Source organism: Amycolatopsis sp. 2-15 (assembly GCF_030285625.1).
GTDB classification, from domain to species: Bacteria; Actinomycetota; Actinomycetes; order Mycobacteriales; family Pseudonocardiaceae; genus Amycolatopsis; species Amycolatopsis carbonis.
The window spans coordinates 384,686-407,634 of sequence record NZ_CP127294.1 but is presented as its reverse complement, the minus strand read 5'-3'; the positions used below and the strand labels follow the sequence as shown (position 1 = coordinate 407,634).

The following is a 22,949-nucleotide window of genomic DNA, read 5'->3' as shown; positions in this document are numbered from 1 at the left end:
CGACCGGCACCGGATCCCTAGCTGACCAAGGACGACGGCGCCGCGAACGTGTTGCAGTCGGCGATCCGGTTGGCTTTCGCGCCCTGGCGCCACCAGTAGGCGTAGTGGGCGTTGGTGCCGTGATCGTGGCTGTGGGAGGTGTTGTCGCCGCGGGTCTCCTGGTCGTTCCACGCCTTGTTGTACATGTCGCGGGTGATCGTGCCGCCTTGGTCGACGTGGGCGCCGAGGAACATGCCCGAGAAGCACTGGGCCTGCAGTTCCTTGCGCCGTGACATCTCCAGGCCCTCGGGGCTGTTCTGGCCGGCCGCGTAGATCTTCTGCCACGCGGCGTCCATGATCCCGGCGACCTCCTGCACGTGGTGGCCGTACTCGTGGGCGAACAACGCCAGGTATACGCCCGGGTTGTTGCCGTACTGGTCGGTCTGCAGGCCGGCGAAGGGCACGTACAGGTTGTCCTCGCAGTAGTACGCCGCCGTCGCGATGCCGACCTGGATCGTGCCGCACGCGGTCTCGAAGCTCGGCCCCGTGGGGAAATGCAGCGCGGGCGGGGTGAACGGCAGGTCGTAGGCCTGGAGGAACGGGCCCCACGCCGCGTCGAGGCACTTGCTGGCCGCGGTGAAGAACGCTTCCGCACGCGACTGCGTGCTCTGCCACGTCGGCAGGTCGCAGACGCGGTTCTGCAGCCCGGCGTTGGGGTCTTGCAGGATCGGGTGGTCGGCCAGCTTGAGGATCTTCTGCGGGCCCGTGGAGCTCGGCTCGGACGACTCGGTCGGCGCCGACGACGCGGTGGAGGACGAGCCGTTGTTCGGCGGCAGCTCGAACGCGCTGGTCGGCGCGGGCGCCGGCGGGTTCTGGTAGCCGGTGGCGTTCGCGCCCTGGCTCGGCCGGTTCAGCGCGACGATCGCGACGATCCCGAGCACCAGCACCGTGACGGCACCGAGCGCGATCCCGATGATCGCGCCCGGCGACTTCTTCTGGTGCTGCGGCGGAAAGCGCTGCGGTGGGTACTGGCCCAGCCACGGGTTCTGCGGTGGCGGCCCCTGCGGAGGTCCCGGTGGCGGGCCCTGCCTGGCCGGACCCTGCATGGCCGGCCCCGACACGGGCGGACCCGGCGGTCCCTGCCTGCCGGGCCCGTGACCCGGGACCGGCGGCGGTTGAACGGTCCCGCGAGGCGGCACCTGGCCGTAGGGCGGTTGCGTCATCAGGGCAGTCCCGGAGGGTCTCGGCACGGGCCGGGCGGCCCCCGGCTTCCGTTCAGCATATCGGGGGAACGGGGGCGGTACGCACCACTCGTGCCGACGCCGTCACCCGACCCGGGTGTCACCCCAGGTCTGGCCCGGTTTGGGCGCCTCTGGAAGAGTGAGCGGCAGCAAGTGACGGGTCGTGAGTACGAGGGGCTTCGATGACAGACACACCCGGTTCGCCGGGGTCCGGCGCGCCCGAGGACGACGCGCCCACCCCGAGCCAGGGTTTCCAGCGCCCCGAACCGACCAATCCCGACCAGACCGGCGCCACGGGCACGCCGGCATCCGGCACAGCCGCTTCTTCCGGCACACCTGCTTCTTCCGGCACAGCGCAGCCCGAAGGCTCGCCGCAGACGCCTGGCACCGGCGGCGTTTCGCAGCAGCCCCAGACTCCGCGGACCCCGCCGTCCGGCGGCTGGCAGTCACCCGGCCGGCAGCAGACCCCGCCGCCCGGTGGCCAATGGCAGTCGCCCGGTCAGCAGCACGGGCAGCCGATGCCGCAGTATCCCGGCGGCGCCTACGGGCAGCAGGGCGGCTGGACCCCGCACGGCCTCGGCAAACCCGGCGTGATCTCGTTGCGCCCGCTCAACGTCGGCGACATCCTCGACGGCGCGATCACCGCCGTCCGGCGCTACCCGGTGCTGATCCTGGGCACGTCGGCGGTGATCGCGGTGATCGTGGCGGGCCTGAACCTCATCGTGCAGCTCGTGGTGCAGCCCGACCTCAACCGCGTCGCGACGCTCGGCCCGGCCGCCACGCAGCAGGAAGCGCTCGACGCGATGTACAACCTGCTTGGCAGCACCGCGTTGTCGCTGGTCCCGACGCTGATCATCACGCTGCTCGGCCAGACGTTCCTCACCGGCTTCCTCACGGTCGTGATGGGCAAGGCGGTGCTCGGCCGTCCCGTCGACTTCCGCACGGCCCTGCGCGAGGCCGCGCCGCGGCTGCTGCCGCTGCTGGGCCTGACGGTCCTGTACGCGCTGGCCACCATGGTCGCGGCGATCTTCTGCCTGCTGCCGGCCGTGATCCCGTACGTGTTCTGGGCGCTCGCGAGCCCCGCGTTGGTCCTCGAACGCGGCACCGTGCGCCAGGCGTTCGGCCGTTCGCGCACGCTCGTGTCGGGCGCGTTCTGGCGCGTGCTCGGCATCCTGCTGCTGGCCGCCGTGATCGGCTGGCTGATCTCGGCGATCATCGGCATCCCGTTCGACCTCGGCTCGGGCGCGTTCTCCGGCCTGTTCGACCCGCAGGCCACGGTGCCGGTCCAGACCACCGGCAGCCTGGTGCTGAGCGCGGTGGGCACGGTGATCTCGTCGACGATCGTCACGCCGTTCACCGCGCTGGTCACGGTGGTCCTCTACATCGACCAGCGGATGCGCCGCGAGGGCATGGACATCGAGCTGGCGCGGGCCGCGGGCCTCAACCCGCCGCCGGCGCCGCGGCAGGCGTGGTGACGTTCCTGCTCACCGACGTCCCGGTCGACATCGACCGGGACCCCGCCCGCCTGCGGGCGATCCAGGAGCTGAGCGACCCGGCGTATGCGGCCGCGCGGCCCGGGCTGCTGCAACAGGTCGCGCACTGGCTGGGGGAGAAGTTCAGCGAGCTGCTGAACAGCCTGTCCGGGGTGCCGGGCGGGCCGCTGGGCCTCCTGCTGATCATCGGACTTCTGATCGTGCTGATCGTGGTGGTCCGGCTGCGCGTCGGGAAGGTCGGGCGCGCGGCGCAGGCGGCGCGCCAGGTCTTCTCGGGCCGCCGGCGCAGTGCCGACGAGTACCGGAAAGCCGCCGAACAGGCTGCCGCGCAAGGACAATTCGCCGACGCCGTGCGTGAGCGGTTCCGCGCGATCGTGCGGGGCCTCGAAGAACGCGCGCTGCTCGACTCGCGTTCCGGCCGCACGGCCGATGAGGCCGCCGCCGAAGCGGGCGCGCTGCTGCCCAACCTCGCCGCCGACCTGGCGGCGGGCGCCCGGCAGTTCGACGACGTGCACTACGGCGGCCGGGCCGGCACCGAAGCCGCCTACCGCGCCCTGACCGACCTCGACAACCGGGTCCGCCGTGAGCGGCCGGTGCTGGTGGGCGCGTGACGACCTCCGTTTCGCCTGATCTCCGGCGTATTTGGCGCGGCGTGCGGGTTCCGCTCGCGCTCCTGCTGCTGATCGTGCTCGTCGCGCTGGCGCTCGTGCTCAGCCGCGGCGACCAGACGAGCGGCGAGCTCGAACCGGGTTCCTACGAACCGAACGGCAGCCACGCCCTTTCCCACCTGCTGCAAGAAGAAGGCGTCGACGTCCACCCCGTCCACACGATCGCCGAGGCGCTGGCGCAGGTCGACGGCGGCACGCTCGTGATCACCTCGCCGGACCAGGTGCCGGGCAACGGGCTCGTCGACCTGCGCCGCCGCGTCGCGCACCTCGTGCTGCTGGCGCCCGGGCCGGAGGCACTGTCCCAAGTGCTCCCGACGGTGCGGGCGATCGGCAGCGGCGACGTCGCCACGCTCGACCCGGGTTGCACGGTCGGCGCGGCGGTCGGCGCAGGATCCGCGACACTCGGGGGCACGCGTTTCCGCACCGACGACCCCGAAGCCCGCCAGTGCTACCGCGACGGGTCGGCGCCGACGTTCGTCCAGGTCGCCGACCGTTCGGGCACCGTCACCGTGCTCGGCACGGGTGCGCCGCTGACCAACGACCGGCTCGCCGAGGAAGGCAACGCGGCGCTCGGCATGCGGCTGCTGGGCGACCACCAGCGGCTGGTCTGGTACGTGCCGTCGCCGACGGATCCCGCGCTCGGCGGCGGGCAAAAGTCCTTCTATGACCTCATCCCGCCCGGCTGGCGCTACGGTGCCTTCACGGCCGGGATCGCCGTGGTGCTGCTGGCTTTGTGGCGCGCACGCCGCCTCGGCGCGGTGGTGAGCGAACCGTTGCCGATCGTGGTGCGGGCGGCGGAGACGGCCGAGGGGCGCGCGCGGCTGTACCGCCGGGGCGGCGCGGCCGGGCACGCGGCGGAGACGTTACGGGAAGCAGCCCGCGCGCGGCTGCGCACGAGGCTGGGCTTGCCGCGGGACGCCGAAGCGGCTGCGGTGGTCGAGACAGTGAGCGCGCGCACGGGCCGGAACCCGGCCGAGGTCGGCGGCGTGCTTTACGGTCCGCCCCCGGCCGACGAAGCCGGGCTGGTCCGGCTGGCGGACGAACTGGACAGCGTGGAACGAGAGGTGGAGCGGTCTTGAGTACCGAACAGACGCAGGCGCCGAATCAGGCTCAAGACGCGCGAGCGGCCCTGATCGCCCTGCGCACCGAGGTCGGCAAGGCCGTGGTGGGCAACGACGCGGCCGTCACCGGGCTCATCCTGGCGCTGCTCTGCCGCGGGCACGTGCTGCTGGAGGGCGTGCCCGGCGTCGCGAAGACGTTGCTGGTGCGGGCTTTGGCGGCGTCGCTGGACCTGAAGACCACGCGAGTGCAGTTCACGCCCGACCTGATGCCGGGCGACGTCACGGGTTCACTCGTGTACGACGCGCACAGCGGGGAGTTCTCGTTCCGCGAGGGCCCGGTGTTCACGAACCTGCTGCTGGCCGACGAGATCAACCGCACGCCGCCGAAGACGCAGTCGTCGCTGCTGGAGGCGATGGAGGAGCGGCAGGTCTCGATCGACGGCAAGCCGCGGCCGTTGCCCGACCCGTTCATGGTCATCGCGACGCAGAACCCCGTGGAATACGAGGGCACCTACCCGCTGCCGGAAGCGCAGCTGGACCGGTTCCTGCTCAAGCTCACGATGCCGGCGCCCTCGCGTGAAGACGAGATCGGCATCCTCTGGCGCCACGCGCAGGGCTTCGACCCGCGGAACCTCGCCGCCGCGGGCCTTCGTCCCGTCGCCGGCGCCGAGCAGCTCGCGACCGCACGCCAGGCCGTGGCGCGCGTGACGATCGGGCCCGAGGTGATCGGCTACGTCGTGGACCTGTGCCGCGCGACGCGGGAGCTGCCGGCCGTGCGCATCGGTGTTTCCCCGCGTGGCGCAACGGCTTTGCTCGCCGTCACGCGCGCGTGGGCCTGGCTCGCCGGCCGCGACTACGCGACGCCGGACGACGTGAAGGCGCTGGCCCGGTCCGCGCTGCGGCACCGGCTCGACGTGCGGCCCGAGGCCGAGCTCGAGGGCGTGACGGCCGACGGGGTCCTCGACCGGGTGCTGGCCTCCGTGCCGGTGCCGCGCTGAGCGGTGGCCCTCACCGGGCGGCTCGGGCTGCTGGCGCTGCTGGGTGCGCTGGTGGTCGGGCTGCTGTTCCCGTCCGCGGCCGGCGTGCTCGGCGTCGTCGTGGTGCTGCTGGTGCTGGTGGCCGTGGACCTCGTGCTCGCCGGCAGCGTGCGCGCGCTGCGGTTTTCGCGCAGCGGCACCACTTCCGTGCGCCTCGGTGAACCCGCCGAGGTCAGCTTGACCGTCACGAACCCGGGCCGGCGCTCGGTTCGTGGGCTGCTGCGCGACGCGTGGCCGCCGAGTGCGGGAGCCGACGACCGGCACCGGATCTCCGTGCCACCGGGCGAACGGCGGGTCTACACCACCGCGATGCTGCCGACTCGCCGCGGCGACCGCCGGGCGTTCCGCGTGACCGTGCGCGCGGCGGGACCGCTCGGCCTCGCGGCGCGCCAGGGTTCACACGAGGTGCCGTGGTCGGTGCGCGTGCTGCCGCCGTTCCACAGCCGCAAGCACCTCCCGTCCCGGCTCGCGCGGCTGCAGCAGCTCGACGGCCGCAGCGCCGTGATGATCCGCGGCCAGGGCACGGAGTTCGACTCCCTGCGCGAATACGTGGCCGGCGACGACGTCCGCTCCATCGACTGGCGCGCCACCGCCCGCGCGGCCGACGTGATGGTCCGCACCTGGCGCCCGGAACGCGACCGGCACGTGGTTCTGGTGCTCGACACCGGCCGCGTTTCCGCCGGCCGAGTCGGCGACGCACCCCGGCTCGACGCCGCCATGGACGCCGCACTGCTGCTGGCCGCCTTGGCCTCCCGCGCCGGCGACCGCGTGGACCTGCTGGCCTACGACCGCCGCGTGCGCGCCGCCGTGCCTGGCTCATCGGCCACGACGTTGCTGCCGTCGCTCGTGAACGCCATGGCGCCGCTCGAACCGTCGCTCGTCGAGACCGACTCCCGCGGCATGGTCGCGGAAATCCTCCAGCGCACGCGTCGCCGCGCGCTGGTCGTGCTGCTGACGGGCCTCGACGCGGCGCCGCTCGAAGAGGGCCTGTTCCCCGTGCTCAGCTCGCTGACCTCCCGGCACCAGGTGATCGTCGCGTCCGTGGCCGACCCGCGCGTCGCCGAGATGGCGGCGGGCCGCGGCGACGCCGAAGCCGTCTACGACGCCGCCGCGGCCGAGCGAACGCTGGCCGAACGCGCCTCCGTCACCGCCCGCCTGGGCCGCCGGGGGGTCGACGTGGTGGACGCCGTGCCGGAAGACCTGCCCCCGGCGCTGGCGGATCGGTATCTGGCGCTGAAGGCTGCCGGCCGGCTGTAGGGGTCCGGCACTCGATGGAGTGGCTTCCCTTGGTCCGCCGCACTCCCGGCTGTTAAGCCGGAAACAACTTCGGCTCGAGGGAGTGCGCGCGTGCGTCGGCTGCTGTTCGTGGTGGTGCTGCTGTTCATCGGGTCCGGCGGGGTGGCCGGCGCGGCCGAGGGTGCGCCCGTCTACCTCGCCGACGGTGGGGGCACGGTCTCCCTCGCCACCGCCGGTGGCAAGGTGCAGCTGGCCGACGCGAAGGACCCGGGCGCGGCCTGGACGTATGACAAGGCCTCCCAGCACTACCGCAATGTCGCGAGTGGACAGTGCCTCGCCGCGCAGAGCCCGGTCGACGGCGTGGGCGTGCTGCTGGCCGCCTGCGCCGACGGGGACCACAAGCAGCAGTGGCGCCGCGTCGCGGGCAACCCGGGGCTGGTGACGATCGCGAACGTCGCCACCGCGCGCTGCCCACCGCCGAGGCGCCGACGCCGGGCGCGCGGCTGTACCAGGAAGTCTGTTCGCTGCCGGGCCTGTCCAACGCGTGGGCCGCGGGTGGCCGCACGCTCGCCATCCTGTCCGGCAACGGCCAGCACCTGACCACGAAAGACCCCGCAAACCCGTTCGTGGTTCGGGTGATCGGCGAGAACGGCCAGCCGGCGCCCGACGTGCCGGTCACCTTCTACGTCCACGCCGCCCGGGCGCAGAACGTCCTGGTCTTCGAAGGCGGCAAGGAGACGGCGGCGGCGAAAACCGGCCCGAACGGAGAAGCCACGAGTCCCAAGCTCGTCCTCACCGACCCCGGTGAGTTCGACATCCGCTTCACCGGCAGCGCCACCCTCGACGACGGCAACTCCATCGCCTTCGAGGGCAGCTGCCTCTGCTAACCGGCCTCGGGCAGCGCGTCGCCGGTGTAGCGGCGGTCGAGATCACCCAGCTCGCCGTCGCGGGCGGCGCGGCGGCCGAGTGTGAAGACGTAGGTCAGGAACAGCAGCTCCACGACCGCGCCGATACCGATGCGCACCCACGTCGGCCAGCCCGAAGGCGTCACGAAGGCCTCGATCACGCCGGACACCAGCAGCACGCATGCCAGCCCCAGCGCGATCACGACCACGGACCGGCCCTGTTCGGCCAGCGCGGCGCTGCGCGAGCGGCGGCCGGGGTCGATCACGGTCCAGCCGAGCTTCAGCCCGGTGCCCGCGGCGATGAACACGGCCGTGAGCTCCAGCAGGCCGTGGGGCAGGAGCAGGCCGAGCAGCACGTCGCCGCGGCCGGCCGAGGACATCAGGCCGATGGCGATGCCCGCGTTGAGCGCGTTGAGCCACAGCGCGCTGATCACGGGCAGGCCCAGTGCGACGCCCAGGAACAGGCAGGTTGCGGCCACCCAGGCGTTGTTCGTCCACACCTTCGCGGCGAACGAGCTCGCCGGCCCGGTCGAGTAGTACGTCTCGTACTGGCCGCCGGGCGCCGTCATGGCCTTGATCTCGTCGGGGGAGACCAGCGCCGAACGCACGGACTCGTCGCCCGCGATCCACACGCCGAGCACGGCCATCACGACCACCGACGCCAGCGCGGCGGGGATCCACCAGCGCCGGCTGAGGTACACCGCGGCCGGGAAACGACGGGTGAAGAACAGCGCCACCTCGCGCCACGCCGGGCTGTGCGAGCCCGTGACCGCCGAGCGGCCCCGCGCGACCAGTGCCGACAGCCGCGCCAGCAGGGCCGGGTCGGGTGCCGTCGAGCGGATGATCGACAGGTGCGTCGCCGTGCGCTGGTAGAGCGTCACGAGCTCGTCGGCCTCGGCCCCGGACAGCCTTCGCTGCCGCACGAGCTCGCCGAGCCGAGCCCACTCCGCGCTGTGCGCGGTGACGAAGACGTCGACGTCCACCCGATCACCTCCTGGACCCCAGCCTAGGGCTCACTACGCGTCTGTTGCCGATCCGGCCACAGCCACGGCGGAAACGTCGCGACATGCAGGCGGCGCTCGGTTGGGTGTCCGCCTCCTTTTGGCCGGACCGGCAACTAGGCTTGCCCGGTGCAGGAAGAGTCCGATCTCGTCACCGGTGAGGCCGTGGTCCTCGACCTCCGGGTGGCCAAGCTCGCCAGCCGCGGCGTCGCGATGCTGCTCGACGTGCTGGTGCAGGGCGCGCTCCTGCTGATCGTCGTGATCACCGTGGCCGCGACCTCATCCGACCTCGACCCGGCGCTCACGATCGCGCTGCTGCTGTCGGTGTTCGTGCTGATCGTGATCGGCTACCCGGTGCTGTTCGAGACGCTCACCCGCGGCCGGTCGCTCGGCAAGATGGCGCTCGGCCTGCGCGTGGTCCGGCTCGACGGCGGCCCCATCCGCTTCCGCCACGCCCTCACCCGCGCGCTCGCCGGCTTCTTCGTCGACTTCTGGGCGCTCGGGTTCCTGGGCGCGGTAGCCGTGATCGTGTCGCTGAGCTCGTCGAACGGCCGCCGCGTCGGCGACTACCTCGCCGGCACGCTGGTGATCCGCGAACGCGTGCCGCAGAGCGCGCAGACCTACGTCATGATGCCGCCGGGCCTCGAAGGCTGGGCCGCGCAGCTCGACCTCAGCCGGCTGCCCGACGATCTGGCGCTCGCCGCGCGCCAGTACCTGAACCGCTTCCACGACCTGCGCCCCGACGCCGCCCACGCGCTCGGACAGGGGCTTGCCGACCAGACGGCCCACGCGGTGGGGGTGGCGGTGCCGTACGGGATGCCGGCGTGGGTGTTCCTCTCGGCGGTGCTGGCGGAACGGCGCAACCGCGACCAGGCGCGGCTGGCGCAGCAGGTGCACGCGGGGCCGCGGCCGGCTTACGCAGGGCCGCAGCAGCAGGCGTATCAGCCGCAGCCGTTCCAGCAGCAGGCTCATCAGCCGCAGCTGTTCCAGCAGCAGCCGCCGGCCCAGCAGTTTCAGCCGGTGGCCCAGCAGACCCAGCCGCCGGCCCAGCAGCTTCAGTCGGCCGCCCAGCCCCAGTCTCAGCAGTACCCGTCGCCAACGGCCGAGCAGTCCCAGCACTACCCGCCAACGGCCGAGCAGTCCCAGCAGCCCCGAGAGCCCCAGCCGACGGCACCGCAGCCCGCGCCGGAGCCGGAGAACCCGTTCACCCCACCGAGCTGACCCGTGTTCCTCGAACTGGCCACGGCACTCGCCGGGCTCACTGCCGACGTCACCGCCACGGCCCACCCCGACGGCTCCGTCACGGTCACCGAACAGGTCACCACAGCCACTCCCGCCACCCACCGCATCGCCCTACGCGTGGCCACCACCGACGACGAGGACCGCGTCTACACCATCCGTGACGCCCGCGTCACCGGCTTCGGCCATCTCGACGAGGACTCCGACGGCCTCGTCGCGACCTACACCGGCCCCGCCACCCTGTCGTACACAGTGGACGGTGCCGTCGCCGACGGCGGGCAGCTGCGCTGGCAGGTCACCGGCGGCTGGGACGCCGACCTCACCCGCCTCACCACCGCGTTCAGCGCCCCCGGGATCTCCACTGTGGACTGCTTCGCCGGCGCGATCGGCTCGGCGCGCCACTGCACGTTCTCCGAGCTCGGCGCCGGCGGCATCGCCCGCGTCGAACAGGACGGCCTGCGCCCCGGCGAGCGCGTGGACCTCGCGGTCGCGATCCCGCCCGGCGCGCTGCCCGTCAACGCCCGGTTCGTCGCGGTCTCCCCGGTGGCCGACTTCTTCGAAGGCCCGGGGATTCCCGTGCTCGCGCTGGTCCTGCTGCTGATCGCCGCCGTCCCGACGTGGCTGCACCGCCGCCGCGGCAAGAACCGCTTCGAGGTGCTCAGCCGTGGTTAGCCTCCGCGGCTTCGCCGTCGCCCTGGCGATCCCGGCCCTGGTCCTCGTCGCCACGCCGGCCGTTGCCCAGGATCTGCCCGCCCTGCCGCAAAGCGCCGAGGTCACCCTCAAACTCCAGCGCGACGGCACCCTGTCGGTCACCGAGGCCGTCTCCGTCCCGGCCGGCACCACGATGACGCGCACCCTCCCGCTGCGCACGTCCGCCGACGCGGGCCACGACCGTGTGCTCACCGTCCGTGACCTCAGCATCGAGGGCGCCGGCAGTGCGCAGACCACCGACGACCAGGTCGTCGTCGACCTGCGCGGTGGCGCTTCGGTGGTCCGCTACACCGTTGTCGGCGTTGTCGGCGCTGTCGGCCGGACGCTGGGCGTCGAGCACCTGACCTGGGACGTCGCCGGCGGCTGGGACACCCGCCTGGAGCTGCTGCGTGCGACCTTCGCCGCGCCGAACCTGCCCGACGCCGTGACCTGCTTCGCGGGCCCGCCCGGCTCCGTCATCCCGTGCGGCGCCGCGCAGCTCGACCACTCCGGGCTCACGCGGGTGTCGGTGTCGAAGCTGGCGCCGGGCGACCGGGTGGAGCTCACCGCGGAGCTGCCCGCCGGCACGGTGCCCGCGACCGAACAGCTGGTGCCCGCGAAGTCAGTGGCCGGCGCCTTCCTCGTCACCGCCCCGGTCCTGGCGGCGTGGCTCACCTTGGCGGTGCTCGTCCTCGCCGGCCTCGGCACGCTGCTGGTCCTGCGCCGACGCGACCGGGCCGCCGTGCTCCCGGTCCGCCTCGAAGCCGGCGGCCAGTTCTCCTCACCCCAGGGCGTGCTGCCCGGCCACGTCGGTTTCCTGCTCACCGGCCGCACCGACGACCTCGACGTCGCCGCCACCGTGCTCGACCTCTGTGTGCGCAACTACCTGTGGGTCAGCGAAGACGGGCCCGGCTGGACCCTCCACCGCCGCAACCCACCCGACGAGTACCTCACGGCCTTCGAACGGGCGGTCTACGAAACCGCCGTCCCCGGCGACTCGGCGCCGCTGACCACGATCACGCCGGACATCGAGGACGAACTGCGCACGGCCGTCGTCCGCCGCGGCTGGCTCACCCGACGGCCGGCCCTGCTCGCCAGGATCGCCGTCCGCCTCTGCTTCTACGGCGTGTTTCTCACTGCTCTGCTGGCCTTCACCGCCGGCTACGCGCAGCTCGGCCTGGTCGTCGTCGCCACCGGTGCCGCACTCGCCCTCTTCACCCAGTGGCTGCCTCCGCGCACCCGGGACGGCAGCCTCCTGCGCGACCAACTCCTGGGCCTGCGCACCGAACTGGCCAACCCGGCCGAAGTCACCGAACTGATTTTCTCCCGTGCCCTCCCGTACGCCCTCGCGCTCGGCGAAACCGACCGTTGGCTCGGGACACTCGCGGCACCCGATTGTTCGCTTCAGGCGTACTGGTTCGGCGCCCCCGCCACACCCGCCCGGAGCAGCGCTTTCCTGGCCGCGCTCGGCGCCGCGACCACGAGCGCGCGCCACGCGCTGGGAGCGGTGCCACCAGCCGAGCCGAGGGTCGGGTCCTCTGCGTAGGGTGGGGGGCATGGCCGATCCCGAGCTCGTCCGTTTCACGATTGACAACGGTCTGCGCGTGGTGCTCGCCCCGGACCCGACCGCGCCTGTTGTCGGGGTCAGCGTGCACTACGACGTGGGCTTCCGTTCCGAGCCGGAGGGGTTGACGGGTTTCGCGCACCTCTTCGAGCACTTGATGTTCCAGGGCAGTGAAAGCCTGGAGAAGCTGGCCCACTTCCGCCACGTGCAGTCGAGCGGCGGGACCTTCAACGGGTCCACGCACCCCGACTACACCGACTACTACGAGGTGCTGCCTTCGGCGGCCCTCGAGCGCGCGCTGTTCCTCGAAGCCGACCGTATGCGCGCGCCGAAGCTGACCGCGGAGAACCTGGCGAACCAGATCGAGGTCGTCAAGGAGGAGATCCGCCTCAACGTGCGCAACCGCCCGTACGGCGGGTTCCCCTGGATCCTCCTGCCGCCGGTGCTGTACTCGACGTTCGCCAACGCCCACGACGGCTACGGCGCGTTCGAGGACCTCGAAGGCGCGACGCTCGACGACTGCGCCGCCTTCTTCGACACCTACTACTCGCCGGCCAACGCGGTGCTCACCGTCGCCGGCGATTTCGAAGTGGTCAACGCGAAGACGCTCATCCAGAAGCACTTCGGCGACGTGCCGCACCGGCCCGCGCCGGTCCGTCCGTCGTTCGCCGAGCCGCTGCCCACCACGGAGCTGCACGGCGAGCACGAGGACGCGCACGCGCCGCTGCCCGCGATCGCCGTGGGCTACCGCATGCCCGACCCGATCAACGACCTCGACGGTTACCTCGCGTATCTCGTGCTGGCCGGCGTCCTCACCGACGGTGACGGCTCCCGCCTGCAGCAGCGTCTGGTGCACCGCGAGCCGCTGGTCGTCGACATCGGCGCCGGCGCCGGGCTGTTCGGCCCGTTCGAGGCGCGCGACCCCGACACGTTCACGATCACCGCGATCCACCCGCCGGACGTGGAGCGCGAGCGCGTGCTGGCCGCCCTCGACGAGGTGCTGGAAGAGCTCGCGACGACGCCGCCCGACGAGCAGGAGCTCAAGAAGGTGACCGCGCGCTGGGCCGCGAGCCTGCACTCGGAACACGACCGGCTGGTGTCGCGCACGCTGGCGCTGGGCGCGTTCGAGCTGCTCTACGGCGACGCGTCGTTGGTGCACCGGCTGGCCGACCGCATGTCGGCGGTCACCGGCGAAGCCGTGTCGGCCGCGGCGAAGGCGCTGCGCCCCGACGCGCGCGCCGTGCTCGTCGTGAAGCCCGCCAACTCCGAAGGGATGGACGAGCAGTGACTTCGGCTACCCACCGCAGCGCGCAGGAAATCGGCCGTACGTCGAGCGGTCCGCGCCCGCTGCCCGAGCTGGGCGACCAGCGAGCCGCCACCGAGCTGTCCCACGTGGACACCACGCTGAGCAACGGCCTGCGGGTGCTGGCCGTGCGCAAGGCTTCGGTGCCACTGGTCGAGGTGCGGCTGTGGATCCCGTTCGCGGGTGAGGACGCGCTGCACTCGGCCACCGCGGAGGTGCTGGCCGAGACGCTGATCACCGGGACCGCGAAGCGCGACCGCGTGGAGATCGACGCCGAGCTGGCGCTGATCGGCGGCGACCTCGGCGCGGGTGTGGACCCGGAACGCTTGTACCTCAACGGTTCCGCGCTCTCCGATGGCCTGCCGACGCTGCTCGACGTGCTCGGCGACGTGCTCACCGGCGCCACCTACGGCGAGCCCGAGGTGACCCGCGAGCGCGAGCGGCTGATCGAGCGCATCGCGGTGTCGCGCACGCAGCCGCGCACGATCGCGCGGGAAGCGTTGCAGAAGCAGCGCTACGGCGACCACCCCGTCACGCGGGAGGTCCCGCAGGCCGAGGATGTCGCCGTGGTGACGCCCGAGCAGGTGCGGGCGCTGCACGCGGCTTCGGTGCTGCCGCGCGGTTCCGTGCTGGTCATCGTGGGCGACATCGACCCCGACACCGTGCCGGCCGAGCTCGAACGCGCGCTCGGCGGCTGGGCCTCGGATCGCTCGGCCCTCGTGCTGCCCCCGCTGCCGGAGCTGACCGGCGGCAACGTGCTGCTGGTTCCGCGCGCCGGCGCCGTGCAGTCGCAGATCCGGCTCTCGGCGCAGACGGTGGCCCGCACGCACCCGTCGTACCCGGCGCTGCAGCTGGCGAACCTGGCCTTCGGCGGGTACTTCTCCTCGCGTCTGGTCGAGAACATCCGTGAGGACAAGGGTTACACCTACGGTGCCCACTCCGGGTTCGAGTTCACCGGCGAGAACGCGGTGGTGAACGTCGACGCCGACACGGCCAACGAGGTCACCGCCGCCGCGCTGCTCGAAACGCGCTACGAGCTGGCGCGCCTCGGGCTCGTGCCGCCGACGGCCGAGGAGGTGGAGTCGGTGCGCCAGTACGCGATCGGTTCGCTGCTCACCTCCACGTCGTCGCAGTCGGGCCTGGCCGGGCAGCTGATGGCGCTGGCGACCACGGGTCTCGGCGCCGAATGGCTGCAGGAGCACCCGGCGCGGCTCGCGGCCGTGACGGGGGAGCAGGTGGCCGAGGCGGCGCTGGAGTACTTCGCGCCCAAGCGGTTCACGGGCGTGGTGGTCGGCGACGCGGAGCTGCTCGCGCCGAAGCTGACCGCGCTGGGCGACGTGACGGTGGGTTCGGAGACGGCCGACTGATGACCGTACCGTTCACCCTGGAGTCGCTGCCGACCCTGTCGCGGTCCACTGTGGACCGTCAGGAGACGTTGCGCACCAACCCGGAACGCCTGATCTCCAAGTGGTCCGAAGCCCGCGTGGTGCTGCTCGACGACACCGGCCGCACGCCGGTGGCCGAGGGCAGCTCCTCGCTGGCCGCCCGCAAGGCCATCGACTTCGGCACGGAACCCCCGGCCGACGCGGTGTTCCTCGGCGAGTGGGAGGACACCGACTACTGGTCGCTGCCCGGCCGCCCCGAGGGCGACGTCGACACCGTGCAGATGTCCGGCAGCTGGGGCGTGGTCGAAGAGGTACCGCGCGTCGACGGCGAGATCTGGGTCGAGCTGCGCGGCTACGGCGACCAGCTGGACGACACGTCGGCCGGCCTGTTCACCACCGCGCAGGCCCTGCGCCACTGGCGGCGCCAGGCCCGCTTCTGCACCCGCGACGGCTCGCCCACGAACCTGATCCAGTTCGGCTGGGCCAGCAAGTGCGAAGCCAAGGGCCACGAGGAGTATCCGCGCACCGACCCGGCCGTGATCTGCCTCGTGCACGACCAGGACGGCGTCAACGGCTCCCACGTGCTGCTCGCCCGCCAGCCCGTATGGCCCGCCGGGCGCTACTCGGTGCTGGCCGGCTTCGTCGAGGCCGGCGAGTCGCTGGAAGGCTGCGTCTCGCGGGAAATCCGCGAAGAGGTGGGCGCTTCCGTCACGGACATCCGCTATCTGGGCAGCCAGCCCTGGCCCTTCCCCCGCTCGATCATGCTGGGCTTCACCGCCCGCGCCGACCGCTCCGCCCCGCTCGTCCCCGCGGACGGCGAGATCGAAGAGGCCCTGTGGGTCTCGCGCGACGAGGTCCGCGCGGCCTTCCGCAACAGCGGCAGGTCCACTCCGACGCCCATCGCGGGCGGCGCTTCGGAGATCATCCTGCCGGGCAACTCGTCGATCGCCCGCGTGATGCTGAAGGCGTGGGCTGACGCGGAGGAGTGACCTTCGGTTTGTTGTGACAGGGCCCTTCCCGGCAGAGCTGGGGAGGGCCTTCGTCGTTCGACGTCAAGGGTGATTCGACACTGTGTCTCGGGGGTTGTTACGTCAAGAGCCCACCGCAGACGGCCCGCAGGACCCCTCAGTGGCGTTGCGAATCGCGACGGTGCGCACGCTGAGCAGTGGATCAGTCACCTTCGGCGTCCGCCGAAACCTCCCGGACTCGAAGTGTTACCCGCTCGTTCCGGATGACCATTGACGCGATGTGGTCCCGATCACTACAGTCGCCCGAAACCGTCTGTAAAGTATCCTAATTAAGGGGCCACGAGTGCGCGCCGGAAGCCCGCGGATGTTGCGCGAGATCAACGATCGCGCGGCGATCGAGGCGTTGCTGCGTGGTGGGCCGCTGACTAGGGCGGAGCTCGAGGTCGTGATCGGGCTGTCGAAGCCGGCCACGGCGCAGCTGCTCACGCGGCTGGAGCAGGACAACCTCGTGGGTAAAGCCGGTGAACGCGCGGGTGGCGGGCGTGGGCCGCGGGCGCAGCTGTGGGCTGTCAACGGCAGCCTCGCCCACGTCGCGGCGGTGGACCTCACGCCGCACCTCGCCGATTTCGTGATCGCGGATGTCGCGGGGACCGTCGGAGCCGAGTATCAGGTCGAGCTGCCCGTGCACGAGGGCGCCGACGTGATCGGCACGTTCGGCAAGGCGCTCAAGCACGTCACCCGGAAAGCCGGCAAGAACCTCGACGACCTGGCCAACGTCGTTATCGGCGCGCAGGGGGCGTTCGACCCGCGCACGGGTCTGCTCTCCTCCGCGCCGCACATCCCCGGCTGGCTCGGGTTCGACGTCCCGGCAAGGCTCAGCGAAGAGCTCGGCATCGCCGTGACCATTGAGAACGACGTGAACCTGGTGGCCGTCGAGGAGATGACGGTCGGGAAAGCCCAGGACGTCGACGACTTCGTGATGGTGTGGCTCTCCGAAGGCGTCGGTGGCGCCGTGGTCATCGGGCGGCGGCTGTTGCGCGGCGCGACCGGCGGTGGCGGCGAGATCGACTGGATGCGCGTGCCCGATCCGGCCACTGTGGACACTGGCGACCGTTGGCCCGAGGCCGGCGCGCGCTTCGGCAACCTCGTGGACTCACCCGGCATCACGCGCCTGGCGAAGGCCCACGGTCTCACCGCGAACAAGAGCTGGGACGCTGTCACTGAAGCCAAAACCCAAGGCAATGAACGCTTTCTCGACGACCTGGCCCGTCGCGTCGCCGGTGGCCTCGCGAGCCTCGTGGCCGTGGCCGACCCGCAGCTCATCCTGCTCTCGGGCGACACGAGCCGAGCCGGCGGCGAGGATTTCGCGGCGAGAGTCGCCGACAAGCTGCACGAACTGGTCCTGCCCCGCACCCCCGTCGCGCTCGCTTCGGTGCAGGGCAACGCCGTGCGCGCGGGCGCGTTGCAGTCCGCGCTCGCGACCGCCCGTGAGGACGTCTTCGGCGTCGTCACCCCCACGCTCCGCGGGCCGAGCCGACCCTCGGAGAACACAGCGGGAGCGCCTCGCACGGCACTCCCGAGCTCTGCCCCGTCCCCGACCGAATAACCACCATGAGGAGGAGGGTCATGGCCCCCACGACCCGCATCCGGAGGATCGCGCGAAGGCGTGGTTCTCTGCTGCTGTCCGCCGCGGCCGCCGCCACGCTGCTGGCGACCGCCGCGTGCGGCGCGGCCGCGCCGAGCGGCTCGGGTGACGCCGCCGCGCCGCCGAACAAGGACGACAAGCTCACCCTCACCGTCTACAGCAAGTTCACCGACCGCGAGTACGGCGTGGTCACGGCCGCGTTGAACAAGCTGAAGGCCAAGTACCCCAACATCACCATCAACCACGAGGGCAACCAGGACGACGACAAGCTCACGCAGTCGATCCGCGGCGGCAACCCGCCCGACGTGGCCATCTCCTTCTACACCGACAACCTCGGCGCGTGGTGCTCCACCGGCAGCTTCCAGGACCTCAAGCCGTACCTGGACCGCGACAAGATCGACGTGAACCAGATCCCCCAAGCGGTGCGCGACTACACGTCGTACCAGGGCAAGCGCTGCGCCATGCCGATGCTCGCCGACGTCTACGGCCTGTACTACAACAAGGACATGTTCGCGGCGCACGGCATCTCCTCGCCGCCGAAGACCACGACCGAGCTGTTCGAGGACGCGAAGAAGCTCACCGAGTTCAACGCCGACGGCTCGATCAAGACGATGGGCTTCATCCCGTCGATGCCGTTCTACGCCAACCAGGCGCAGTACTGGGCCCCGAACTTCGGTGCGCAGTTCATCGGCCCGGACGGCAAGTCGTCGATCTCGTCCAGCCCCGGCTGGAAGGCGATGTTCGAGTTCCAGAAGAAGCTCATCGACTTCTACGGCGGCCACGACAAGGTCGAGACGTTCAAGGCCGGCCTGGGCGACGAGTACTCCGCCGACAACGGCTTCCAGAAGGGCAAGCTGGCGATGATGTACGACGGTGAGTTCCGCACCGCGTTCATCAAGGACCAGACCCCGGCGCTGAACTACGCCACCGCGCCGGCGCCGGTGCTCGACAGCATGGCCGACCACTACGGGGCCGGCTTCGCGACCGGCACGATCATCGCGATCCCCAAGGGCGCCAAGAACCCCGGCGCCGCGTGGGAGCTGATCAAGCAGGTCACGCTCGACACCGACACGCTCGTGGACATGGCCAACGGCCTCAAGAACGTGCCCAGCACCACGGCTTCGCTGTCCTCGCCGAAGCTCGACGCGCCGCCGCAGTTCAAGACATTCCTCGACATCTACGGCAGCGGCAAGCTGGTCGCGAACCCGTCGACGCCGATCGGTGACGCCTTCCTCAAGGCGGTCAACGACTTCGCCGAGAAGTGGCAGGCCGGTTCAGTGCCCGACCTCGACGCCGGGCTGAAGCAGGTCGACGCCCAGGTGAATGACGAACTCGCGCAGAAGGGCGCCGGCGGATGACGTCGGTTCTACCCGCTGAGACGGCCACCTCGTCCGCACCCGCCAAGGTGCGGGCGGGGTCCCGCAGGGCCAAGCGCCGTCGCACGGTGTTCTACTTCATGGCACCGGCGACGCTGGGGTTCCTGATCTTCTTCGGGTACCCGCTCATCGCCACGATCTACTACTCCTTCACCCGCTACGACCTGATCAACCCTCCACAGTGGATCGGGTTCGACAACTACGTGCGCATGTTCACCAGCGAGCCGCTGGTGAAAACCGCCGCGTACAACACGTTGTGGCTCGTGATCATCCTGACGATCTGCCGGGTGCTGTTCTCGCTCGGCGTCGCGTCGGTGATCTCGCGGCTGAAGTCGGGCGTCGGCCTGGTGCGCACGCTGTGCTACTTGCCCGCGCTGGCGCCGCCGGCCGCGGCGACGCTCGCGTTCGTCTTCGTGTTCAACCCGCAGTTCGGCCCGGTGAACCGGTTCCTGCACCTCGTGGGCATCGACGGCGGGCTGTGGTTCAACAGTCCCGTGATGTCGAAGCCGTCGCTCACCCTGCTCGCGCTGTGGGGTTCTGGCGAGCTGATGATCATCATCCTGGCCGCGTTGCTCGACGTGCCGGCCGAGCAGTACGAGGCGGCCGAGCTCGACGGCGCCGGTCCGGTCCGCCGGTTCTGGCACGTGACGCTGCCTTCGATCTCACCGGTGCTGCTGTTCGGTGTGGTCAACTCGATGATCTACGCGCTGCAGTTCTTCACCCAAGCCATCGTGGCCGCGTCCGCCTCGGCGGGCACAGCCGACGTCGCCGGGAACTCGAAGCTGATCGGCGCGCCCGAGAACTCGACGCTGACGTATCCGATCTGGCTGTACGTGCAGGGTTTCCGCTACTTCAACATGGGTTACGCGGCGGCGATGGCCGTGCTGCTGTTCATCGTGTCCGCGGCCTTCACATGGGTGTTGGTGCGGCAGTTGCGTAAATCCCAGCACCAGGAGGAGGGGGCATGACGACGATTTCGGCACCCGCCACCAAACCCGCGCCGGTCCCGCCGCGCGTGCAGTTCCGGCGCCGGTGGGACAGGCGGCTGGGCTTCATCGCGACCCACGCCATCGGCATCGCGCTCGGCGTGATCTTCGTGCTGCCGCTGCTGTTCGTGTTCCTCACCGCGGTGATGAAGAGCGACCAGGCGATGACGTCAAGCCTGTGGCCCACGGAATGGCACTTCGAGAACTTCGTCGAGGTGTTCCGGAAAGCGCCGCTGCTGGAGTACTTCGGTAACAGCCTGCTCTACTCGGCCCTCGCGACGATCGGCGCGCTCGTGTCCGCCATCCCGGCGGCGTACGGGCTGGCCAAGCTCAAGTGGCGCGGGCAGAACCTGTTCTTCATGCTCACGGTGGCCGCGATGATGCTGCCTCCGCAGGTCACGGTCGTGCCGCTGTACGACCTGTGGGTGCGGATGGGTCTCACGGGCACTCTCGTTCCGCTGATCGTGCCGTATTTCTTCTTCGACGCGTTCTCGATCTTCCTGCTCCGCCAGTTTTTCCTTACCATCCCCAAGGATTACCTGGAAGCGGCGAAGATCGACGGCTGCAACGAGTTTCGCGCGATGACCCGGGTGCTGCTGCCCATGGCTCGCCCCGGGATCGCGGCCACCGCGATGTTCTGTTTCCTGTTCACCTGGAACGACTACTTCGGACCGCTGCTCTACACCGGCGAGAACCAGGACAACTGGCCGCTTTCGCTGGCCATCGCCTCGTTCCGCGGCATGCACCACGTGGAGTGGAACCTCACGATGGCCGCGACCGCGCTGATCATGGCGCCGGTGATCGTGCTGTTCGTGTTCGCGCAGAAGTCGTTCGTCAAGGGCATCACGTTCACGGGAGTCAAGGGATGAAGCTGGCAGTCGTCGGTGGCGGGTCGACCTACACGCCGGAGCTGGTCGACGGCATCGCGGGCCGTAGGTCCACGTTGGACGTCGACGAGATCGTGCTGATCGACCCGGACGCCTACCGCGTGGAGACCGTCGGCGGGTTCAGCCAGCGGCTGCTCGACCACGCCGGGCACCCGGCGCGGGTGCGCACCACGGCGAACCTGGAGGAAGGCGTCGAGGGCGCTTCGGCCGTGCTCATCCAGCTGCGGGTGGGCGGTCAGAAGGCGCGGGCCTCGGACGAGACGTTCCCGCACGCGTGCGGCTGCGTCGGCCAGGAGACGACGGGCGCGGGCGGCCTCGCCAAGGCCCTGCGCACGGTGCCGGTGGTCCTCGACATCGCCGAGCGCGTGCGCGAGGTCGCGGGTGACGACACGTGGATCGTGAACTTCACGAACCCCGTCGGCATCGTCACGCGGGCGCTGCTGCAGGAGGGTCACCGCGCGGTGGGGCTGTGCAACGTCGCGATCAACCTGCAGCGGAAGTTCGCCAAGCTGCTGGGCGCGTCGACCGGTGACGTGCGGCTCGTCCACACTGGACTCAATCACCTGAGCTGGGAACGTGGTGTGCTCGTCGACGGCGTCGACCGGCTGCCCGAGCTGCTGGAGAAGCACGCGGAATTCCTGGGCGAAGAGGTGACCGCGCCCGTCGAGTGGATGCGCCGGATGAACGCCGTGCCGTCGTACTACCTGAAGTACTACTACTCGCACGACGCGCAGGTGGCCAAGCAGCTCACCGAGCGCCCGCGTGCCGAGGTGGTGAGCGACGTCGAGGAGGAGCTGCTGAAGATCTACCTCGACCCGGAGCAGGTCACCAAGCCGGATTCGCTGGAGAAGCGCGGCGGCGCGTACTACTCGGAGGCCGCCGTGCAGCTCGTGCACGCGCTGACGGCGGGCGGGCCGGCGGAGGAGCACGTGGTGAACGTGCGCAACGACGGCACGTTCTCCTTCCTGCCCGACGACGCGGTGATCGAGGTCTCGTCCACTGTGGATTCTTCCGGTGCACGGGCGATTCCCCAGCAGAAGGTGGAGCCGCGCTTCGCCGGCCTCATCGCCGCGGTGACGGCCTACGAGCACCTCGCGCTCGAAGCCGCCGTGAAGGGCGGGCGCGACCGCGTGGCCGACGCACTGCTGGCCCACCCGCTCATCGGTCAGTACACCAAGGCCGACCAGCTGGCCGACTCCCTCGTGTCGATCAACCGCGACTTCCTGCCGTGGGCGCGCGGATGAGCGAAGTCAGGCCCGCGGTCGTCGCGATCGACGGGGGGAACAGCAAGACCGAGGTGCTCGTGGTGTCGCGCGAGGGCGGCGTGCTCGCCGAGTCGCGCGGCCCCGGTGCCTCACCGCAGAACGTCGGCGTCGACGGGTGCGTTGCGGCGCTGGAGACGTTGGTGCTGTCTGCCTTGACGTCGGCGGGTCTGCCGACGACACGGCCGTTCGGCGTGCACACCTCGGCCTACCTCGCGGGGCTGGATTTCCCGCGTGAGGAAGAGGCGTTGCACGCGGCGTTGTTCGCGCGCGGCTGGAGCTCCACCTTGCACGTGGGCAACGACGTGCTCGCCCTGCTGCGCGCGGGCAGCTCCGACGGCACGGGCGTGGCCGTGGTGTGCGGTGCCGGGATCAACGGCGCCGGCGTCGGCCCGGACGGGCGCATCCACCGTTTTCCCGCGCTGGGCAAGGTCTCCGGCGACTGGGGCGGCGGCTACCGCCTCGGTGAGGAAGCGCTGTGGTGGGCTGTGCGCGCGGAAGACGGCCGCGGGCCTTCCACGGCGCTGAAGGCGGCGGTTTCGGGCTTCTTCGGTGTTTCGAGAGTGTTCGACGTGGTGCAGGGCCTGCACTTCAAGGAGATCGACTCCGCGCGGATCCACGGCCTGTGTCCACTGCTGTTCGACGTCGCCGCCGCCGGCGACGAGGTCGCGCAGCAGGTCGTGACGCGGTTCGTGGAAGAGGTGAGCGTGTTCGCCGCCGTGATCCTGCGGCGCCTGGACCTGACCCACGCGGCGCCGGAGGTCGTGCTCGGCGGGGGAGTGCTGACGGGCGTCGGCCCGTCGGTGATCTCGGAGATCGAGCGACGGTGCCTGAAGGTGGCGCCGCGCGCGGTGGTGCGGGTGGTCGACGTGAACCCCGTCGTCGGCGCGGCTCTGTTCGGCCTCGACGAGCTGGGTGCTTCCTCCTCGGCCAAGGCGGCGCTGAAGGCCGCCACACAACGCACCCCAATGTGGCGTTCGGTGCGTTGAGCGCACCGAACGCCACATCGGGGCGGTGGAAGCC

21 protein-coding genes are annotated in these 22,949 nt (G+C 71.1%); 19 read left to right on the top strand and 2 right to left on the bottom strand.

All coding sequences use genetic code 11. From position 1 onward, the window contains the following. Nucleotides 1-17: 17 nt before the first annotated feature. Complete coding sequence (locus QRX50_RS01855; RefSeq protein WP_434533316.1) at nucleotides 18-1,085, bottom strand: neutral zinc metallopeptidase; 1,068 nt, start codon at nucleotides 1,083-1,085, stop codon at nucleotides 18-20. A 317-nt stretch (nucleotides 1,086-1,402) separates the two neighbouring features. Between QRX50_RS01855 and QRX50_RS01850 the strand changes: the two genes are divergently transcribed. From QRX50_RS01850 to QRX50_RS01820, 7 genes are all read left to right on the top strand, one after another. After that, nucleotides 1,403-2,695 (top strand): DUF7847 domain-containing protein, encoded by a 1,293-nt coding sequence (locus tag QRX50_RS01850; RefSeq protein WP_285970263.1) that lies wholly within the window; start codon nucleotides 1,403-1,405, stop codon nucleotides 2,693-2,695. Next, entirely contained in the window at nucleotides 2,689-3,324 is a 636-nt protein-coding gene (locus tag QRX50_RS01845) for a DUF4129 domain-containing protein (protein WP_285970262.1), read from the top strand. The genes QRX50_RS01850 and QRX50_RS01845 overlap by 7 nt, the downstream gene beginning before the upstream one ends. After that, nucleotides 3,321-4,460 carry a DUF4350 domain-containing protein gene (locus QRX50_RS01840; RefSeq protein ID WP_285970261.1) on the top strand — a complete coding sequence of 380 codons (1,140 nt, stop codon included), beginning with the start codon at nucleotides 3,321-3,323 and terminating at the stop codon, nucleotides 4,458-4,460. Before QRX50_RS01845 ends, QRX50_RS01840 begins: the two co-directional genes overlap by 4 nt. Next, a complete protein-coding gene (locus QRX50_RS01835) occupies nucleotides 4,457-5,440 on the top strand; it encodes an AAA family ATPase (protein WP_285970260.1) in 984 nt (327 codons plus the stop codon). The genes QRX50_RS01840 and QRX50_RS01835 overlap by 4 nt, the downstream gene beginning before the upstream one ends. 3 nt (nucleotides 5,441-5,443) lie before the next feature. Continuing rightward, the gene (locus QRX50_RS01830; protein ID WP_285970259.1) at nucleotides 5,444-6,736 is read left to right on the top strand and encodes a DUF58 domain-containing protein; all 1,293 of its coding nucleotides are present in this window, start codon (nucleotides 5,444-5,446) and stop codon (nucleotides 6,734-6,736) included. Between the two features lie 90 nt (nucleotides 6,737-6,826). Beyond that, entirely contained in the window at nucleotides 6,827-7,315 is a 489-nt protein-coding gene (locus tag QRX50_RS01825) for an RICIN domain-containing protein (protein WP_285970258.1), read from the top strand. Nucleotides 7,316-7,350: 35 nt separating this feature from the next. After that, entirely contained in the window at nucleotides 7,351-7,602 is a 252-nt protein-coding gene (locus QRX50_RS01820; protein WP_285970257.1) for a hypothetical protein, read from the top strand. Here QRX50_RS01820 and QRX50_RS01815 read toward each other — a convergent pair. Continuing rightward, a complete protein-coding gene (locus tag QRX50_RS01815; RefSeq protein WP_285970256.1) occupies nucleotides 7,599-8,603 on the bottom strand; it encodes a stage II sporulation protein M in 1,005 nt (334 codons plus the stop codon). The genes QRX50_RS01820 and QRX50_RS01815 overlap by 4 nt on opposite strands. Nucleotides 8,604-8,750: 147 nt before the next feature. On the opposite strand from QRX50_RS01815, the gene QRX50_RS01810 reads away from it, so the two are divergent. The 12 genes from QRX50_RS01810 (at nucleotide 8,751) to QRX50_RS01755 (ending at nucleotide 22,915) form a co-directional block, all read left to right on the top strand. Beyond that, a complete protein-coding gene (locus QRX50_RS01810; RefSeq protein ID WP_353074082.1) occupies nucleotides 8,751-9,842 on the top strand; it encodes an RDD family protein in 1,092 nt (363 codons plus the stop codon). A 3-nt stretch (nucleotides 9,843-9,845) separates the two neighbouring features. Next, nucleotides 9,846-10,532 carry a DUF2207 domain-containing protein gene (locus QRX50_RS01805; protein ID WP_285970255.1) on the top strand — a complete coding sequence of 229 codons (687 nt, stop codon included), beginning with the start codon at nucleotides 9,846-9,848 and terminating at the stop codon, nucleotides 10,530-10,532. Next, nucleotides 10,525-12,096, top strand: coding sequence for a DUF2207 family protein (locus QRX50_RS01800; RefSeq protein ID WP_285970254.1), 1,572 nt, complete (start codon nucleotides 10,525-10,527; stop codon nucleotides 12,094-12,096). Before QRX50_RS01805 ends, QRX50_RS01800 begins: the two co-directional genes overlap by 8 nt. A gap of 10 nt (nucleotides 12,097-12,106) precedes the next feature. Continuing rightward, nucleotides 12,107-13,402: a M16 family metallopeptidase gene (locus QRX50_RS01795; protein WP_285970253.1), complete on the top strand. Its 1,296-nt coding sequence runs from the start codon at nucleotides 12,107-12,109 to the stop codon at nucleotides 13,400-13,402. Next, nucleotides 13,399-14,784 carry a M16 family metallopeptidase gene (locus tag QRX50_RS01790; protein WP_285970252.1) on the top strand — a complete coding sequence of 462 codons (1,386 nt, stop codon included), beginning with the start codon at nucleotides 13,399-13,401 and terminating at the stop codon, nucleotides 14,782-14,784. The genes QRX50_RS01795 and QRX50_RS01790 overlap by 4 nt, the downstream gene beginning before the upstream one ends. Continuing rightward, nucleotides 14,784-15,791 (top strand): NAD(+) diphosphatase, encoded by a 1,008-nt coding sequence (gene nudC / locus QRX50_RS01785; RefSeq protein WP_285970251.1) that lies wholly within the window; start codon nucleotides 14,784-14,786, stop codon nucleotides 15,789-15,791. The genes QRX50_RS01790 and nudC overlap by 1 nt, the downstream gene beginning before the upstream one ends. 343 nt (nucleotides 15,792-16,134) lie before the next feature. After that, nucleotides 16,135-17,376 (top strand): ROK family transcriptional regulator, encoded by a 1,242-nt coding sequence (locus QRX50_RS01780; protein ID WP_285974324.1) that lies wholly within the window; start codon nucleotides 16,135-16,137, stop codon nucleotides 17,374-17,376. A gap of 20 nt (nucleotides 17,377-17,396) precedes the next feature. Further along, entirely contained in the window at nucleotides 17,397-18,773 is a 1,377-nt protein-coding gene (locus QRX50_RS01775) for an extracellular solute-binding protein (protein ID WP_285970250.1), read from the top strand. Next, complete coding sequence (locus QRX50_RS01770; protein WP_285970249.1) at nucleotides 18,770-19,759, top strand: carbohydrate ABC transporter permease; 990 nt, start codon at nucleotides 18,770-18,772, stop codon at nucleotides 19,757-19,759. Before QRX50_RS01775 ends, QRX50_RS01770 begins: the two co-directional genes overlap by 4 nt. Beyond that, nucleotides 19,756-20,646 (top strand): carbohydrate ABC transporter permease, encoded by an 891-nt coding sequence (locus QRX50_RS01765; protein WP_285970248.1) that lies wholly within the window; start codon nucleotides 19,756-19,758, stop codon nucleotides 20,644-20,646. The genes QRX50_RS01770 and QRX50_RS01765 overlap by 4 nt, the downstream gene beginning before the upstream one ends. After that, nucleotides 20,643-21,908, top strand: coding sequence for a 6-phospho-beta-glucosidase (locus QRX50_RS01760; RefSeq protein ID WP_285970247.1), 1,266 nt, complete (start codon nucleotides 20,643-20,645; stop codon nucleotides 21,906-21,908). The genes QRX50_RS01765 and QRX50_RS01760 overlap by 4 nt, the downstream gene beginning before the upstream one ends. Beyond that, nucleotides 21,905-22,915 carry an N-acetylglucosamine kinase gene (locus QRX50_RS01755; RefSeq protein WP_285970246.1) on the top strand — a complete coding sequence of 337 codons (1,011 nt, stop codon included), beginning with the start codon at nucleotides 21,905-21,907 and terminating at the stop codon, nucleotides 22,913-22,915. The genes QRX50_RS01760 and QRX50_RS01755 overlap by 4 nt, the downstream gene beginning before the upstream one ends. The last annotated feature ends 34 nt before the right edge of the window (nucleotides 22,916-22,949 follow it).